The following is a 16373-nucleotide window of genomic DNA, read 5'->3' as shown; positions in this document are numbered from 1 at the left end:
CAACGCCGCCGTCAGCGTCGTCTTCCCGTGGTCCACATGACCAATCGTCCCCACATTCACGTGCGGCTTCTTGCGTTCGAACTTTTCCTTGGACACAGCTAAGACCTCTTAAATCGTTCTCTACGGAATGGCGGTATCAGGACGCCTTGCGGGCCACGGCGTCGGCGATCTGGGCCGGCGCCTCCGAGTATTTCTCGAATTCCATCGAATACGTCGCGCGGCCCTGGGTCAGCGAGCGGAGCTGGGTCGAGTACCCGAACATTTCCGACAGCGGAACTTCCGCATGCAGGAGCTTCTGGCCGGCAACGTCTTCCATGCCGCGCACCAGGCCCCGACGGCCGTTAAGGTCGCCCATCACGTCACCCATGTACTCCTCGGGGGTCTCCACCTCGACCTTCATCATCGGCTCGAGCAGCACCGCCCCGGCGCGCAGGGCCCCATCCTTGAAGGCCATGGAGGCCGCGACCTTGAAGGCGTTCTCGTTCGAGTCGACATCGTGGTAGGAGCCGTCGAAGAGACTCACCTTGACATCCTCGATGGGGTAGCCAGCGAGCACGCCATTACGCATCTGCTCTTCGATACCCCTCTGCACCGCCGGCACGTAATCCTTCGGAACCACGCCACCGACAATCTCGTTCTTGAATTCGAAGCCGACGCCCGGCTCCTGCGGCTCGATCCGAAGCCAGACGTGACCATACTGACCACGCCCGCCGGACTGCTTGACGAACTTGCCTTCCTGTTCGATCGACTTGGTGATGGTCTCGCGGTACGCGACCTGCGGCTGCCCCACGTTGGCCTCGACCTTGAATTCCCGCTTCAGACGATCGACCAGCACCTCGAGATGCAGCTCGCCCATGCCCGAAATGATGGTTTGACCGGACTCTTCGTCCGTCCGCACCTGGAACGAGGGGTCTTCCTGCGCCAGCTTGTTCAGCGCCATGCCCATCTTTTCCTGGTCGGTCTTCGTCTTCGGCTCGACCGCGATGGAGATCACCGGATCCGGGAACTCCATGCGCTCCAGCTCGACCGGATCATCGGGCGAGCAAAGCGTGGTCCCGGTGTAGAGATCCTTCAGGCCGACCACCGCACCGATGTCACCGGCACGCAGCTCCGGAATCTCCTCGCGGCTGTTCGAATGCATCTGCAGGATGCGCCCGATCCGCTCGCGACGGTTATTCTGGGTGTTCAGAACCGTGTCGCCCGCCTTCACCACGCCCGAGTAGACGCGAACGAACGTCAGGCTCCCGACGTAGGGATCGCTCATCAGCTTGAAGGCCAGGCCCGCGAACGGTTCTTCATCGGTCGCCTTCTTTTCGATGGGATCTTCCGTACCGGCCTTGACGCCCTTGATCGCCTTCACTTCTTCCGGCGACGGCAGGTATTCAACCACGGCATCCAGCATCGCCTGGACACCCTTGTTCTTGAACGCGGAGCCGCACATCATCGGCACGATCTCGAGGTCCAGCGTACGCTTGCGCAGCGCGGCCTTGATGTCTTCCTCGCTCAGCTCGCCCTCGCCGAGGTATTTCTCCATCAGCTCTTCCGAGGCCTCGGCGGCGGATTCGACCAGGTTCTCGCGCCACTTCTCGGCGTCGGCCTTCAGCTCCTCCGGAATCTCGCCGTAATCGAAGCTGATGCCATAGTTGTCGTCATGCCAGTGGATCGCCTGCATCTTCACCAGGTCGATCACTCCCGCGAAGGCGTCTTCCGAACCGATCGGGATCTGGATCGGCACGGGATTGGCCTTCAGGCGCTCGCGCATCTGATTGTAGACGCGTTCGTAGTCGGCGCCGGCGCGGTCCATCTTGTTGACGAACGCGATTCGCGGCACTTCGTACTTGGTGGCCTGGCGCCACACCGTTTCCGACTGTGGCTGCACGCCGCCGACGGCGCAATACACCATGCAGGCACCGTCCAGCACACGCATGGACCGCTCAACCTCGATCGTGAAGTCCACGTGCCCCGGCGTATCGATGATATTGATGCGGTGTTCGGGGAACTGCTTGGCCATGCCGGACCAGAACGAGGTCGTCGCCGCGGAGGTAATGGTGATCCCGCGTTCCTGCTCCTGATCCATCCAGTCCATCACGGCGGCGCCGTCATGCACCTCACCGATCTTGTGCGACAGGCCGGTGTAGAACAGGATGCGCTCGGTCGTCGTGGTCTTGCCGGCGTCGATATGCGCGCTGATGCCGATATTGCGATAGCGCTTGATGGGGGTCTTGCGTGCCACTGAGGTGCCTCTTCGTTCTTACCAGCGGAAGTGCGCGAATGCCTTGTTGGCATCCGCCATCCGGTGAGTGTCTTCGCGCTTCTTGACGGCGGAACCCTTGCTGTCGGCCGCATCCATCAGCTCGCCGGCCAGCTTCATGGCCATGGTGCGCTCGCCGCGCTTGCGCGCTGCCTCGACCACCCAGCGCATCGCCAGCGCGTCCTGACGAACCGCACGCACCTCGACGGGAACCTGATAGGTGGCACCGCCGACCCGGCGGCCCTTCACCTCCACCCGCGGCCGCACGTTGTCCAGCGCACGCTCGAGCGCGCCCAGGCCGTCACCCTGCTTGGACTCGATCTGGTCCAGCGCGCCATAGACGACCCGCTCGGCGACGGACTTCTTGCCATCCCGCATGACGGTATTGATGAACTTCGCCAGACGATCGCTCCCGAATTTCGGATCGGGGAGGATGTGACGCTTGGGTGCGGCTGCTCTTCTCGACATTGTTTCAGTTCCCGGACTTGAACACGGTTAGGATTTCTTCGGACGCTTGGTCCCGTACTTGGAACGACCCTTCGCGCGCTTCTGCACGCCCTGGGTGTCCAGGCTTCCGCGGACCGTGTGATAGCGCACACCCGGGAGGTCCTTCACACGACCACCACGAATCAGGACCACCGAATGCTCCTGAAGGTTGTGCCCTTCGCCACCGATATAGGAGCTGACCTCGTAACCATTGGTCAGCCGCACGCGCGCAACCTTGCGCAGCGCCGAGTTCGGCTTCTTGGGCGTGGTGGTGTAGACACGGGTGCATACACCGCGCTTCTGCGGCGAACCCTGAAGCGCCGGCACGTCGCTCTTCTCGACCGGCCGCTTGCGCGGCTTTCGTACCAACTGGTTGATCGTGGCCATGAAACCCTTTCTCCTAGCCTAAAAATAACGACAGGCCGGTGCCGAGACCGGCCTGTCGAGGGAGCGGAAGTTTAATGCGCGCCCTCTTGACTGTCAACTCGATTCCGCCTCACTGCGCGGAATCACCCGATGCTCCGCTGTCGCCGCCGGGGTCGCTCTCCGGCCCGGCCGACGGCACTTCGGCCGGCTCGGCCTCCGGTGGTGTGCTCTCGCCCACCGTTTCGAACTCGGGCATCTCCAGAGCCCGCCTGCGCCGGCGTTCCTTGTGATAGGCCAGCCCGGTCCCCGCGGGGATCAGGCGACCCACGATCACGTTCTCCTTGAGCCCGCGAAGGTCGTCCCGCGCTCCGCGCGTCGACGCCTCGGTCAGCACCCGCGTGGTTTCCTGGAAGGAGGCCGCGGAGATGAACGATTCCGTCACCAGCGAGGCCTTCGTGATCCCCAGGAGCACGCGTTCGTAGGTCGCCGGCTGCTGATCGCCGGACAGCTTCTCGTTCTCCTCTAGGACACGAGTGCGATCCACCTGGTCACCGGACAGGAACCGGGTGTCGCCCGGATCCAGGATGTTGACCTTGCGCAGCATCTGGCGGACGACGACTTCGATGTGCTTGTCGTTGATCTTTACGCCCTGCAGACGATATACGTCCTGGATCTCCTGCACCTGATATTCCGCGAGCGCGGTGACGCCCCGCAGGCGGAGGATATCGTGCGGGTCCAGTTCGCCATCGACGATCACTTCGCCCTGCTCGACACGCTCGCCCTCGAACACGTTCACGGTCCGCTGTTTGGCGATCAGCATCTCGTGGGCGTCGCCCCGGTCCGGAGTGATGATCAGCCGCTGCTTGCCCTTGGTTTCCTTCCCGAACGAAACCGTACCGGACAGCTCCGCCAGAATCGCCGGCTCCTTGGGCTTGCGCGCCTCGAACAGATCGGCGACGCGCGGCAGACCGCCGGTGATGTCACGGGTCTTCGAAGACTCCTGCGGCAGCCGCGCAATGACGTCACCCACCTCGACCCGCGCATTGTCTTCCAGGTTGAAGATCGCGTTGGCCGGCAGCATGTACTGCGCGGGCATGTCCGTCCCCGGGATGTAGACCTCGTTCCCGGCGTCATCCAGCAGCTTGACCGTGGGCCGCAGATCCTTGCCCGCGGAACTCCGGCTCTTGGGATCGAGGACCACGTTGGAGGACAGGCCGGTGAACTCGTCCGTCTCCTTCGTCACCGTCACGTTTTCGATGAAGTCCGCGAGCTTCACGGTACCTGCCACTTCGGTCACGATCGGGTGGGTATGCGGATCCCAGGTGGCGATTTCCTGACCGGCTTCGACCGCATCGCCCTCGTGGACCATGATCGTCGCGCCATAGGGAACCTTGTAGCGCTCGCGCTCACGGCCGGCCTCGTCGACCACACCCAGTTCTCCGGACCGCGACACCGCCACCAGGTTGCCGGACTTGTGCTCCACGGTCTTGATGTTGTGGAGACGGATGTGCCCGGCATTCTTGACCTGGATCGCACTGACCGTGACGGCGCGGGACGCAGCACCCCCGATATGGAACGTACGCATGGTCAGCTGGGTTCCGGGCTCGCCGATCGACTGGGCCGCGATGACCCCCACCGATTCACCCGAGTTGACCTCGTGGCCGCGCGCCAGGTCGCGCCCGTAGCATTTGGCGCAGATACCCTGCCGGGTCTCGCAAGTAATCGCCGACCGCACCAGGACCTCGTCAACGCCCGCGGCATCGAGCTGATCCACCATCGCCTCATCGAGCAGGGTGTCCTTCGGCACCAGCACCTCGTCGGTGCCCGGGCGCAGGATGTCCACCGCCACCGTGCGACCAAGCACGCGGTCGCGCAGCGGTTCGACCACATCGCCGCCCTCGATGATCGGCTTCATCAGGAGGCCCTGTTCGGTACCGCAGTCGGGCTCGGTCACCACCACGTCCTGCGACACGTCCACCAGGCGACGCGTGAGGTATCCCGAGTTGGCGGTCTTCAGCGCGGTATCCGCCAGGCCCTTGCGGGCGCCGTGGGTCGAGATGAAGTACTGCAGGACGTTGAGACCCTCGCGGAAGTTCGCGGTGATCGGCGTCTCGATGATGGATCCGTCCGGCTTGGCCATCAGGCCGCGCATGCCCGCCAGCTGGCGGATCTGTGCCGCGGATCCGCGTGCGCCGGAGTCGGCCATCATGAAGATCGAGTTGAACGCACGCTGCTCGACCACTTCGCCGTCGCGATTCGTCACCTCTTCCTTGCCGAGGTGCTCCATCATCGACTTCGCCACCTGGTCATTACAGTGCGCCCAGATGTCCACGACCTTGTTGTAGCGCTCGCCCTTGGTGACCAGGCCCGAGGCGTACTGCTCCTCGATCTCCTTCACCTGCTCCTCGGCATTCTCCAGGATCGGCTGCTTTTCCTCCGGAATGACCATGTCATCCGCGCAGAAAGACACGCCGGCCCGGGTGGAGTAGTAGAAGCCGGCATACATCAGCTGGTCCGCGAACACCACGGTGTCCTTGAGGCCCAGGCGGCGGTAGCAGGCATTGATCAGGTGCGAGATGCTCTTCTTGTCCAGCTCCTGATCGATCAGCTCGAAGGGCAGTCCGCGGGGCATGACCCGCGACAGGATCGCCCGCCCGACCGTGGTTTCCAGACGCACGCGCGGACGCTCGCCCTCGCTCTCGGCATGTTCGGCGTGCGGATCCTCCATGCGCACGGTGACGCGCGCATGCAGATCGACCTTGCCGTTCTCGTAGGCGCGATGCACCTCGTCCACGTCCGCGAACACCATGCCCTCGCCCCGGGCATTGACCTTCTCCCGCGACAGGTAATAAAGGCCGAGCACGATGTCCTGCGACGGCACGATAATGGGCTCGCCATTGGCCGGGGACAGAACGTTGTTGGAGGACAGCATCAACGTGCGCGCCTCCAGCTGGGCCTCCAGCGACAGCGGCACGTGCACGGCCATCTGGTCACCGTCGAAGTCGGCGTTGAACGCGGCACAGACCAGCGGATGCAGCTGGATCGCCTTGCCCTCGATCAGCACCGGTTCGAAGGCCTGGATGCCCAGGCGGTGCAGGGTCGGGGCGCGGTTCAGCATCACCGGGTGCTCGCGGATCACCTCTTCGAGGATGTCCCAGACCTCGGGGCCTTCCTTCTCCACGGCCTTCTTGGCGGCCTTGATGGTGGTCGCCAGGCCACGGCGCTGCAGCTTGCCGAAGATGAACGGCTTGAACAGTTCCAGCGCCATGCGCTTGGGCAGGCCGCACTGGTGCAGGCGCAGGGTCGGGCCGACCACGATCACGGAGCGGCCGGAGTAGTCGACGCGCTTGCCCAGCAGGTTCTGGCGGAAGCGACCCTGCTTGCCCTTGATCATGTCGGCCAGAGACTTCAGCGGGCGCTTGTTGGTGCCGGTGATGGCACGGCCGCGACGGCCGTTGTCCAGCAGGGCGTCCACGGACTCCTGCAGCATGCGCTTTTCGTTGCGCACGATGATGTCCGGAGCGTTCAGCTCCAGTAGGCGGCGCAGACGGTTGTTGCGATTGATCACCCGGCGGTACAGGTCGTTCAGGTCGGAGGTCGCGAAGCGACCTCCATCCAGCGGCACCAGCGGACGCAGATCCGGCGGCAGCACCGGCAGCACGTCCATGATCATCCACTCCGGCTTGTTGCCGGACTCCAGGAACGACTCGATCAGCTTCAGGCGCTTGCCGAGGCGCTTGATCTTGGTTTCGGAACCCGTCTCCGACAGTTCCTGGCGCATGCGCGCGGCCTCGGACTGCAGATCCAGCTCCTTCAGAAGGCTCAGGACCGCTTCCGCACCCATCATCGCGGTGAAGTCGTCACCGTGCTCCTCCATCGCCTCGAGGTACTCCTCGTCGGTCAGGAGCTGACGCTTCTCCAGGGTGGTGAACCCCGGGTCGGTCACGATGAAGGACTCGAAGTACAGCACCTTCTCGATGTCCTTCAGGGTCATGTCCAGCAGCAGGCCGATGCGCGACGGCAGGCTCTTCAGATACCAGATATGCGCAACCGGGGAGGCCAGATCGATGTGCCCCATGCGCTCGCGGCGCACCTTGGTCTGGGTCACCTCGACGCCACACTTCTCGCACACCACGCCCCGGTGCTTCAGGCGCTTGTACTTGCCGCACAGGCACTCGTAATCCTTCACCGGGCCGAAGATCTTGGCACAGAACAGCCCGTCCCGCTCCGGCTTGAAGGTACGGTAGTTGATCGTCTCCGGCTTTTTCACTTCGCCGAACGACCAGGAGCGCACCTGGTCGGAGGACGCCAGTCCAATCCGGATGGCGTCAAACTCTTCCGGCTGGGTCTGCTGCTTGAACAGATTCAGGAGGTCTTTCATTCACTTGCCTCACAGCTAGTTTTCGAGGGGCGCGCGGCGCCCCTTCGGATCACGTTGCGAACGGAGCGGATCAGTCCTGCTCGAGCTCGATGTTGATGCCCAGGGCCTTGATTTCCTTCATCAGCACGTTGAAGGACTCCGGCACGTTGGCTTCCATCTGGTGCTCACCGTCGACGATGTTCTTGTACATCTTGTTGCGGCCCTGCACGTCGTCCGCCTTCACCGTCAACATTTCCTGCAGGGTGTAGGCAGCGCCGTAGGCCTCCAGCGCCCAGACCTCCATTTCGCCGAAGCGCTGGCCACCGAACTGCGCCTTGCCGCCCAGTGGCTGCTGGGTCACCAGCGAATACGGGCCGGTGGAGCGCGCGTGCATCTTGTCGTCGACCAGGTGGTTGAGCTTCAGCATATGCATGTAGCCGACCGTCACCGGGCGATCGAAGGCCTCCCCGGTCCGGCCGTCGTACAGCGTCGCCTGCCCCGTCTCGGGCAGGTCGGCGAGCCGCAGCATCTCCTTAATCTCGTCCTCGGCAGCGCCGTCGAACACCGGGGTCGCCATGGGCACGCCGCCCCGCAGGTTCCGGCACAGGGTCAGGATCTCGCTGTCCGAGAGCTCGTCCAGGTTGACCTTGCGATCACGGTGGTTGTAGATGCGGTCCAGGAACTCGCGGAGCTTGGCGATCTCGGATTGCGCCTCGAGCATGCGGTTGATCTTGTCGCCCAGCCCCCTCGCGGCCCAGCCAAGATGGACCTCGAGCACCTGACCGACGTTCATCCGCGAAGGCACGCCCAGCGGGTTCAGGACCACGTCCACCGGCGTCCCGTCATCCAGGAACGGCATGTCTTCTTCCGGCACGATCATCGAGATCACGCCCTTGTTCCCGTGCCGACCGGCCATCTTGTCGCCCGGCTGCAGACGACGTTTCACGGCCACGTAGACCTTGACCATCTTCTGCACGCCCGGCGGCAGATCGTCCCCCGCGGCCAGCTTCGCCTTCTGGTGCTCGACCTTTTCGTCAAACGCCGTTTTCTGGTCCTTGAGCTGACGCCCGAGGTCCTCCAGCTGGGCATTCACGTCGTCATCCTGCAGGCGGATCTCGAACCACTGGTCACGCGACAGGCCCTGCAGGTATTTCTTCGTCACCCTGGAGCCGTCTCCCAACCCGTCGGGCCCGCCTGCGGCGGTCTTGTTGACCAGGAGCTTCTCCATCCGCGCAAAGATGTCGTCCTCGTAGATCCGCAGCTGATCCCGCAGGTCCTTGCGCACCGCGGCCATGTCGTCTTCTTCGATCGACTTGGCCCGGGCGTCCTTCTCGACGCCGTCCCGCGTGAACACGCGAACGTCGATGACCGTTCCCTCGACGCCCGACGGGACGCGCAGGGACGTATCCTTCACGTCCGACGCCTTCTCGCCGAAGATCGCACGCAGCAGTTTCTCTTCCGGCGTCAGCTGGGTCTCGCCCTTGGGCGTCACCTTCCCGACCAGGATGTCGCCCGGCTTCACCTCGGCACCCACGTACACCACCCCGGACTCGTCCAGCTTGGACAGCAGCGACTCGGAGACATTGGGGATGTCCGCCGTCACCTCTTCCTGCCCGAGCTTGGTGTCACGCGCGGTGCAGTTGAGCTCCTCGATGTGAATGGTGGTATAGCGATCCTCGTGAACCGCACGCTCCGAGATCAGGATCGAGTCCTCGAAGTTGTAGCCGTTCCAGGGCATGAAGGCGACCATCATGTTCTGGCCCAGCGCCAGGTCGCCCATGTCCGTGGAGGAACCGTCGGCCAGCACATCGCCGCGCGCGATCTCGTCACCAACGGCCACCAGCGGACGCTGGTTGATCGCGGTGTTCTGGTTCGAGCGCGAATACTTGGTCAGATTGTAGATATCCACGCCGGGTTCGCCCGGCTGGGTCTCGTCGTCATTGACCCGCACGACCACACGCCCGGCGTCCGCGGAATCCACGGTGCCGCCGCGACGGGCGACAATCGCCGAGCCGGAGTCGATGGCGACGGTACGTTCGATACCGGTCCCGACCAGCGGCTTGTCCGAGCGCAGGCACGGAACCGCCTGGCGCTGCATGTTGGCGCCCATCAGCGCGCGGTTCGCGTCGTCATGCTCCAGGAACGGCAACAGCGCGGCCGCCACCGACACGATCTGCTTCGGCGAGATATCCATGTACTGGATCTTGTCCGGCGAGGAGATCGTGAACTCTTCCTGGTGCCGACAGGACACCAGGTCATCGGTCAGGCGACCGTCCTCGTCCATGGCCGCGTTCGCCTGCGCGATGACGTACTGGCTTTCCTCGATGGCCGAGAGATAGGCGATCTCGGCGGTCACCCGCCCGTCCTCGACCTTGCGATACGGCGTCTCGAGGAAGCCGTAACGGTTGGTCCGCGCATACACCGCCAGCGAGTTGATCAGACCGATGTTCGGACCTTCCGGCGTCTCGATCGGGCACACCCGCCCGTAATGCGTGGGATGCACGTCCCGCACTTCAAAGCCCGCGCGTTCGCGCGTCAGGCCACCCGGACCCAGCGCGGAGATCCGGCGCTTGTGGGTCACCTCGGACAGCGGGTTGTTCTGGTCCATGAACTGCGAGAGCTGGCTGGAGCCGAAGAATTCCTTGATCGCGGCCGCCACCGGCTTGGCGTTGATCAGCTCCTGCGGCATCAGCCCCTCGCTCTCCGCGACGGTCAGGCGTTCCTTGACCGCGCGCTCGACGCGGACCAGCCCCAGGCGGAACTGATTCTCGGCCATTTCGCCCACCGAGCGGATGCGACGATTGCCAAGGTGGTCGATGTCGTCGGTACGGCCGTTGCCGTTGCGCAGATCGATCAGGACCTTGAGCACATCGAGGATGTCGTCCGTGGACAGCACCCCCTCGCCTTCGTCGGTATCACGGCCGACGCGGCGATTGAACTTCATGCGGCCGACGGCCGAAAGATCGTAGCGGTCTTCCGAGAAGAACAGGTTGGCGAACAGATTCTCCGCGGCATCCTTGGTCGGCGGCTCGCCCGGACGCATCACGCGGTAGATCTCGACCTGGGCTTCCAGCTGGGTGCGTGTCGGATCCAGCCGCAGCGTGTCCGACATGTACGGCCCGTGGTCGTACTCGTTGGTGTAGATCGTGTCGAACTGATGGATGCCTTCAGCGCGCAGACGGTCCAGCAGGTCCTGGGTCAGCGCGTCGTTGGCATTGCCGATCACCTCGCCGGTCGACGGGTCCATGATCGTGCGCGCCAGAACGCGGCCCACCAGATACTCGTCCGGGACGCGCAGGGTGCGGATCCCCGCCTTTTCGATCTCCCGGATGTGACGCGGGGTAATGCGTCGACCCGCCTCCACGATCACCTGGTCACCGTCCCGGATATCCACCACGGCCGTCTCGCCGCGCAGGCGCTCGGGGATCAGGTCCAGCTCACCGCCGGTTTCATCAAGCGTGAGCTGATTGAAATCAAAGAACGTCTCCAGGATCTGCTCGGTGTCCATCCCCAGCGCACGCAGCAGGATGGACGCCGGCAGCTTCCGGCGACGGTCAATACGGACATACACCCCGTCCTTGGCGTCGAACTCGAAATCGAGCCACGAACCGCGATACGGGATGATGCGTGCGTTGTACAGCAGCTTCTGCGAGCTACCCTGGGTCTTGCCCTTGTCGGAGTCGAAGAACACCCCGGGCGAACGGTGCAGCTGGGAAACGATCACCCGCTCGGTACCGTTGATCACGAAGGTGCCGTTCTCGGTCATCAGGGGCAGCTCGCCCATGTAGACCTCCTGCTCCTTCACCTCCTTCACCACGGTGGAGCCGGCAGGCGCATCCTTGTCGTGAATCACCAGCCGCAGCAGCACACGCAGCGGGGCCGCATAGGTCACGCCGCGGATCTGGCATTCCTTGACGTCGAAGACCGGCTCGCCGAGCCGATAGCTGACATACTCCAGCTGAACGTGACCGGAATAACTGACAATGGGAAATACCGACTGAAACGCCGCGTGCAGACCGAGTCCTTCGCGACTGTCCGCACCCCGGTCCTCCTGGAGGAAATTGCGGTAGGAGGTGAGCTGGGTCTCCAGCAGATACGGAACGTCCAGGATCTGGGGACGCTTCCCGAAATCCTTGCGGATGCGTTTCTTTTCGGTATAACTGAGGGCCATGGAATACCTCGGGGGCTAGCAGAACAACGCGCAATAAATCCGCGCCACCACGGGCGGAAGCTGACGGCCTCGCAACCGCCAGCTCCGCATGCCCGTGACGGACACGTCTGACAACGGGCGTAACGCCCTTGTTACTTCAGCTCGACGGACGCGCCGGCTTCTTCCAGCTCCGCCTTCATCTTCTCGGCTTCTTCCTTGGCCGCGCCTTCCTTCACGGTGGCGGGCACGCCTTCGACCATCTCCTTGGCCTCCTTCAGGCCCAGGCCGGTCAGGCCGCGCACGACCTTGATGACGCCAACCTTGTTGTCGCCGAAGCCGGACATGACGACGTCGAACTCGTCCTTCTCGGCTTCACCGCCGCCACCTTCACCACCGCCGGCGGCGGCCGGGGCTGCGGCCACGGCAGCAGCCGCGGTCACGCCGAACTTCTCTTCCATCTCGCCAATCAGGTCCACGATTTCGAGGACCGTCATGTTGCCGATGGCTTCCAGGATATCTTCTTTCGAAACGGCCATTAGTAGGTTCTCCCTGCGGGGCTGCCCGCATTCAGAAATGTGCTAGCGAATAGGATTCCAGGAACCGGGATCAGGCTGCCTGCTTCTGATCGCGGATCGCTGCAACGGTACGCACCAGTTTGCCGGGCACCTCGTTGACGGTGCGGGCGAACTTGTCGAGCGGTGCGCGCATCGTGGCCATCAGCTGGCTCAGGGCCTCCTCGCGGGTCGGCAGGCTGGCGAGGCGTTCGAGATCGTTCGCCCCCATCAGTTCGCCGCCGAAGGACACCATCCGTGCTTTCAGCTGATCGTTGGTCTTGGCGAAATCTCGCACCAGACGCGCGGCGGAGGATGGCTCCTCCAGGCTGAAGGCCAGAACCAACGGCCCATGCAGCTCGGGCTGCATGCACTCGAAGTCCGTGCCCGCCAGCGCGCGCTTGGCGAGATTGTTCTTCACCACGCGCAGATAAACATCCTGCTCCCGAGCCTGCTTGCGCAGCTCGGTCATCTGCGCGACCGAGAGACCTCGATATTCCGCACCCACCGCGGAGTGCGCCGAGGCAGCAATCGCAGCCAGTTCCGTGACAATCTGCTTCTTGTCATCGAGATTCAAAGCCACGTTGACTCTCCTCTGTTGAGACCATCCGGAGATGGTCGTGAACCGGTCCGGAGACCGGTACTCAGGTGCTCCCGTCGCAGGCCATTCCTGAATCGGGTGACACCATCTGCGCAGGCTGGGATATTAAGCGCCGCCATGCGGCCCGCCTGCGGTCTTGGATGGCGTGCCGCTCGCGCGACAGCCGACCAAAGCATTGGATTCCGCCGCGTACGGCGGAATCAGAGATTGAGGGTGGCGCCGTCGACCTTCAGCCCGGGACCCATCGTCGTGGACACCGTGACGCCCCGGACATACTGGCCCTTGGAGGTCGCCGGCTTCATCTTGATCAGGTCCTGCAGCAGCGCGTTCAGGTTGTCCTTCAGGGCATCCGCCTCGAAGTCGGCCGCGCCGATCGTGCAGTGGACGATGCCGCCCTTGTCCGTGCGGTAACGGACCTGCCCGCCCTTGGCGTTGGTCACGGCCGTGGCCACATCCGGCGTCACGGTACCGACCTTGGGGTTGGGCATCAGACCACGCGGACCGAGGATCTGGCCCAGCTGACCCACCACGCGCATCGCATCGGGCGAGGCGATCACCACGTCGAAATCCAGCTGACCGGCCTTGACCTGTTCGGCAAGGTCATCCATGCCGACCACGTCCGCGCCGGCCTCTTTGGCGGCATCCGCGTTATCGCCCTGGGTGAACACCGCCACGCGTACGGTCTTGCCGTTGCCGTGCGGGAGGACCGTGGAGCCGCGGACGACCTGGTCGGACTTTCGCGGATCCACGCCCAGATTCACGGCGACGTCGACGGACTCGCGGAATTTCGCGGTGCCCAGCTCGCGCAGAAGGGAAAAGGCCTCATCGGCGGGATACGCACGACCCGGTTCCACCCTCTCGCGGATCGACTGCATGCGTTTGCTCAGCTTCGCCATCTCAGAGACCCTCCACATCGATGCCCATACTGCGGGCGCTGCCGGCGATCGTCCGGACCGCGGCGTCCATGTCGGCGGCGGTCAGGTCCGGTTCCTTGGCGCGCGCAATCTCTTCCAGCTGCTCGCGGGTAACCTTTCCGACCTTTTTGGTGTTCGGCTCACCCGAACCACTCTGGATTCCGGCGGCCTTCTTCAGAAGGATCTGCGCCGGCGGGGTCTTGGTCACGAAGGTGAACGACCGGTCGGAATACACGGTGATCACGACCGGGATCGGCAGACCGGGCTCCATGTCCTGGGTTTCGGCGTTGAACGCCTTGCAGAACTCCATGATGTTCACGCCGCGCTGACCCAGCGCGGGGCCGACGGGCGGACTCGGGTTGGCCTTGCCAGCCCCGACCTGAAGCTTGATGTAGGCTTCGATTTTCTTTGCCATGCTGACTCCCTCGGGTACAGGCGCCTCGCGGCTCCCCGATCAAGGTGTTGAACGCAGACTGCGTCAGGTTTTCTCGACCTGATGGAACTCGAGCTCCACCGGGGTCGAACGACCGAAGATCTGGACGGCCACCAGCAGACGGCTCTTGTCGTAGTTGACCTCTTCGACGACACCATTGAAGTCGTTGAAGGGACCATCGATGACGCGAACCATCTCGCCAACTTCAAACAGGACCTTCGGACGCGGCTTCTCCGCGCCCTCTTCCATGCGGTTGAGGATGGCCTCGGCTTCCTTTTCGCTGATCGGGGCCGGGCGATCCGCGGTGCCCCCGATGAATCCGAGAACACGGGGTACCGCCTTCACCAGGTGCCAGGCCTCATCGCTGAAATCCATCTGGACCAGCACGTAACCCGGAAAGAACTTCCGTTCACTCTTGCGCTTCTGACCGTCCTTCATCTCCACGACCTCTTCGGTCGGGACCAGGATCTGGCCAAAATGGTCCTGCATACCGAAGCGCTCGATGCGTTCTTCCAGCGACCGCTTGACCTGGGACTCGAAGCCGGAGAATGCCTGTACTACGTACCAGCGTAATGCCATGGGGTAGATTCCTGATGCCTATCCGATGAAGCGACTGACGGACCACCCCAGGAACATATCCAGGAGCCAGAGGAAGATCCCCACCACGATGACGACGGCGATCACGACCAGGGTTGTCTGGGTCGTTTCGACGCGAGTCGGCCAGACCATCTTGCGCACTTCGGTGCGGGCGTTGCCCATAAAGGCGCTCAGCTGTCGGCCTTTGTAGGTGGTCATGCCGATCCCGGCGGCCACGGCCACGACAGCAAGCAAACCGACCACGCGCACGAGGGTCGATTCGTCCTGGAACCAGTAGAAGCCCATGACGCCGGCAACGAGCAAGGCCACGACCACGGCGAGCTTGACGGTATCCAGCACGCCGCTGCCTTCCGATTGTTCAGTCATGAAATCGTCTCACCCGGTGCTTGCCGCCATCGTAAAAGATGGCAGGCCAGGAGGGACTCGAACCCCCAACCTGCGGTTTTGGAGACCGCTGCTCTGCCAATTGAGCTACTGGCCTGTAATCGTAGAAGGCAGGCACCCGCGGTTGCACCGGATGCAAACGCGGGAGGCCTGCCAGCTGACTGCTCAGTCTATCACTCGATAATCCTGGAGACGACGCCGGCGCCCACGGTGCGGCCGCCTTCGCGAATCGCGAAACGCAGACCGTCTTCCATGGCGATCGGGCTGATCAGCGACACCGTCATCTTCACGTTGTCGCCCGGCATCACCATCTCGGTGCCTTCCGGCAGCTCGACCGATCCCGTCACGTCCGTCGTGCGGAAATAGAACTGCGGCCGATACCCGTTGAAGAACGGCGTGTGACGACCACCCTCTTCCTTGTTCAGGATGTAGACTTCCGCCTCGAACTGGGTGTGCGGCGTGATCGAACCCGGCTTGCACAGCACCTGACCGCGCTGCACGTCGTCACGCTTGGTGCCGCGCAACAGCACGCCCACGTTGTCGCCGGCCTCGCCCTGGTCCAGCAGCTTGCGGAACATCTCCACGCCGGTCACCGTGGTCTTCTGCGTGTCGTGCAGACCCACGATCTCCACTTCCTCGCCGACCTTCACCACGCCGCGCTCAACGCGACCGGTGACCACGGTGCCACGACCGGAAATCGAGAACACGTCTTCCACCGGCATCAGGAACGCACCGTCCACCGCGCGCTCCGGCTCGGGGATGAAGCGGTCCATCTCGTCCACCAGCTTGTGGATCGCCTGGGCACCCATCTCGCTTTCGTCACCTTCCAGCGCCTTCAGCGCCGAACCGGTGACCACCGGGGTGTCGTCACCCGGGAAATCATAGCTCGACAGCAGATCGCGGACTTCCATCTCCACCAGCTCCAGAAGCTCCGGATCGTCCACCATGTCCGCCTTGTTCAGGAACACCACGATGTGCGGCACACCCACCTGGCGCGACAGCAGAATGTGCTCCCGCGTCTGCGGCATCGGACCGTCGGCCGCCGACACCACCAGGATCGCGCCGTCCATCTGCGCCGCACCGGTGATCATGTTCTTCACGTAGTCCGCGTGACCCGGGCAGTCCACGTGCGCGTAGTGGCGCGTGTCCGACTCGTACTCCACGTGCGCCGTCGCAATCGTGATACCGCGCTGCTTCTCTTCCGGCGCGTTGTCAATCTGGTCAAAGGCACGCGCATCGCTGCCGTACTTCTTCGCCTGAACCACCGTCAACGCCGCCGT

13 protein-coding genes and 1 tRNA gene are annotated in these 16373 nt (G+C 63.6%); all 14 read right to left on the bottom strand.

Features of this window, described 5'->3' with window-relative positions; translation table 11 throughout:
• Positions 1–96, bottom strand: a 96-nt coding sequence (locus tag F788_RS13825; protein ID WP_018873918.1) for a GTP-binding protein, incomplete at its 3' end; no start/stop codon positions are given.
• Positions 97–136: 40 nt separating this feature from the next.
• Entirely contained in the window at positions 137–2233 is a 2097-nt protein-coding gene (fusA, locus tag F788_RS0113045; RefSeq protein ID WP_019590456.1) for an elongation factor G, read from the bottom strand.
• An 18-nt stretch (positions 2234–2251) separates the two neighbouring features.
• A complete protein-coding gene (gene rpsG / locus F788_RS0113040; protein ID WP_018871350.1) occupies positions 2252–2719 on the bottom strand; it encodes a 30S ribosomal protein S7 in 468 nt (155 codons plus the stop codon).
• A gap of 27 nt (positions 2720–2746) precedes the next feature.
• Positions 2747–3124 carry a 30S ribosomal protein S12 gene (gene rpsL, locus F788_RS0113035; RefSeq protein WP_018871349.1) on the bottom strand — a complete coding sequence of 126 codons (378 nt, stop codon included), beginning with the start codon at positions 3122–3124 and terminating at the stop codon, positions 2747–2749.
• A 109-nt stretch (positions 3125–3233) separates the two neighbouring features.
• The gene (gene rpoC / locus F788_RS0113030) at positions 3234–7484 is read right to left on the bottom strand and encodes a DNA-directed RNA polymerase subunit beta' (protein ID WP_019590455.1); all 4251 of its coding nucleotides are present in this window, start codon (positions 7482–7484) and stop codon (positions 3234–3236) included.
• Positions 7485–7554: 70 nt separating this feature from the next.
• The gene (gene rpoB, locus F788_RS0113025) at positions 7555–11634 is read right to left on the bottom strand and encodes a DNA-directed RNA polymerase subunit beta (protein ID WP_019590454.1); all 4080 of its coding nucleotides are present in this window, start codon (positions 11632–11634) and stop codon (positions 7555–7557) included.
• Between the two features lie 131 nt (positions 11635–11765).
• Positions 11766–12149, bottom strand: coding sequence for a 50S ribosomal protein L7/L12 (gene rplL, locus F788_RS0113020; protein ID WP_018947939.1), 384 nt, complete (start codon positions 12147–12149; stop codon positions 11766–11768).
• A 70-nt stretch (positions 12150–12219) separates the two neighbouring features.
• A complete protein-coding gene (gene rplJ / locus F788_RS0113015; protein ID WP_018871345.1) occupies positions 12220–12741 on the bottom strand; it encodes a 50S ribosomal protein L10 in 522 nt (173 codons plus the stop codon).
• A 224-nt stretch (positions 12742–12965) separates the two neighbouring features.
• Entirely contained in the window at positions 12966–13661 is a 696-nt protein-coding gene (gene rplA / locus F788_RS0113010) for a 50S ribosomal protein L1 (protein WP_019590453.1), read from the bottom strand.
• 1 nt (position 13662) lies between these two features.
• Complete coding sequence (gene rplK / locus F788_RS0113005) at positions 13663–14094, bottom strand: 50S ribosomal protein L11 (protein WP_018871343.1); 432 nt, start codon at positions 14092–14094, stop codon at positions 13663–13665.
• A gap of 63 nt (positions 14095–14157) precedes the next feature.
• Entirely contained in the window at positions 14158–14691 is a 534-nt protein-coding gene (gene nusG, locus F788_RS0113000) for a transcription termination/antitermination protein NusG (RefSeq protein WP_019590452.1), read from the bottom strand.
• A gap of 18 nt (positions 14692–14709) precedes the next feature.
• Complete coding sequence (secE, locus tag F788_RS0112995; protein ID WP_019022912.1) at positions 14710–15075, bottom strand: preprotein translocase subunit SecE; 366 nt, start codon at positions 15073–15075, stop codon at positions 14710–14712.
• A gap of 39 nt (positions 15076–15114) precedes the next feature.
• A tRNA-Trp gene (locus F788_RS0112990) sits at positions 15115–15190 on the bottom strand.
• A gap of 76 nt (positions 15191–15266) precedes the next feature.
• On the bottom strand, positions 15267–16373 hold a 1107-nt coding region (gene tuf, locus F788_RS0112985; RefSeq protein ID WP_019590451.1), incomplete at its 5' end, for an elongation factor Tu.

This window comes from Thioalkalivibrio sp. ALE10, assembly GCF_000381385.1.
In the GTDB taxonomy this organism is placed as follows: Bacteria; Pseudomonadota; Gammaproteobacteria; order Ectothiorhodospirales; family Ectothiorhodospiraceae; genus Thioalkalivibrio.
Note: the sequence above shows the minus strand (reverse complement) of the source record. Positions and strands in the feature narration are given on the sequence as shown.

Excerpts from the sequence above, each read along its gene's own strand:
- rpsG (WP_018871350.1), bottom strand. The coding sequence starts at position 2,719 with ATGTCGAGAAGAGCAGCCGCACCCAAGCGTCACATCCTCCCCGATCCG.
- rpsL (WP_018871349.1), bottom strand. The coding sequence starts at position 3,124 with ATGGCCACGATCAACCAGTTGGTACGAAAGCCGCGCAAGCGGCCGGTC.
- rpoC (WP_019590455.1), bottom strand. The coding sequence starts at position 7,484 with ATGAAAGACCTCCTGAATCTGTTCAAGCAGCAGACCCAGCCGGAAGAG.
- rpoB (WP_019590454.1), bottom strand. The coding sequence starts at position 11,634 with ATGGCCCTCAGTTATACCGAAAAGAAACGCATCCGCAAGGATTTCGGG.
- rplL (WP_018947939.1), bottom strand. The coding sequence starts at position 12,149 with ATGGCCGTTTCGAAAGAAGATATCCTGGAAGCCATCGGCAACATGACG.
- rplA (WP_019590453.1), bottom strand. The coding sequence starts at position 13,661 with ATGGCGAAGCTGAGCAAACGCATGCAGTCGATCCGCGAGAGGGTGGAA.
- rplK (WP_018871343.1), bottom strand. The coding sequence starts at position 14,094 with ATGGCAAAGAAAATCGAAGCCTACATCAAGCTTCAGGTCGGGGCTGGC.
- nusG (WP_019590452.1), bottom strand. The coding sequence starts at position 14,691 with ATGGCATTACGCTGGTACGTAGTACAGGCATTCTCCGGCTTCGAGTCC.
- secE (WP_019022912.1), bottom strand. The coding sequence starts at position 15,075 with ATGACTGAACAATCGGAAGGCAGCGGCGTGCTGGATACCGTCAAGCTC.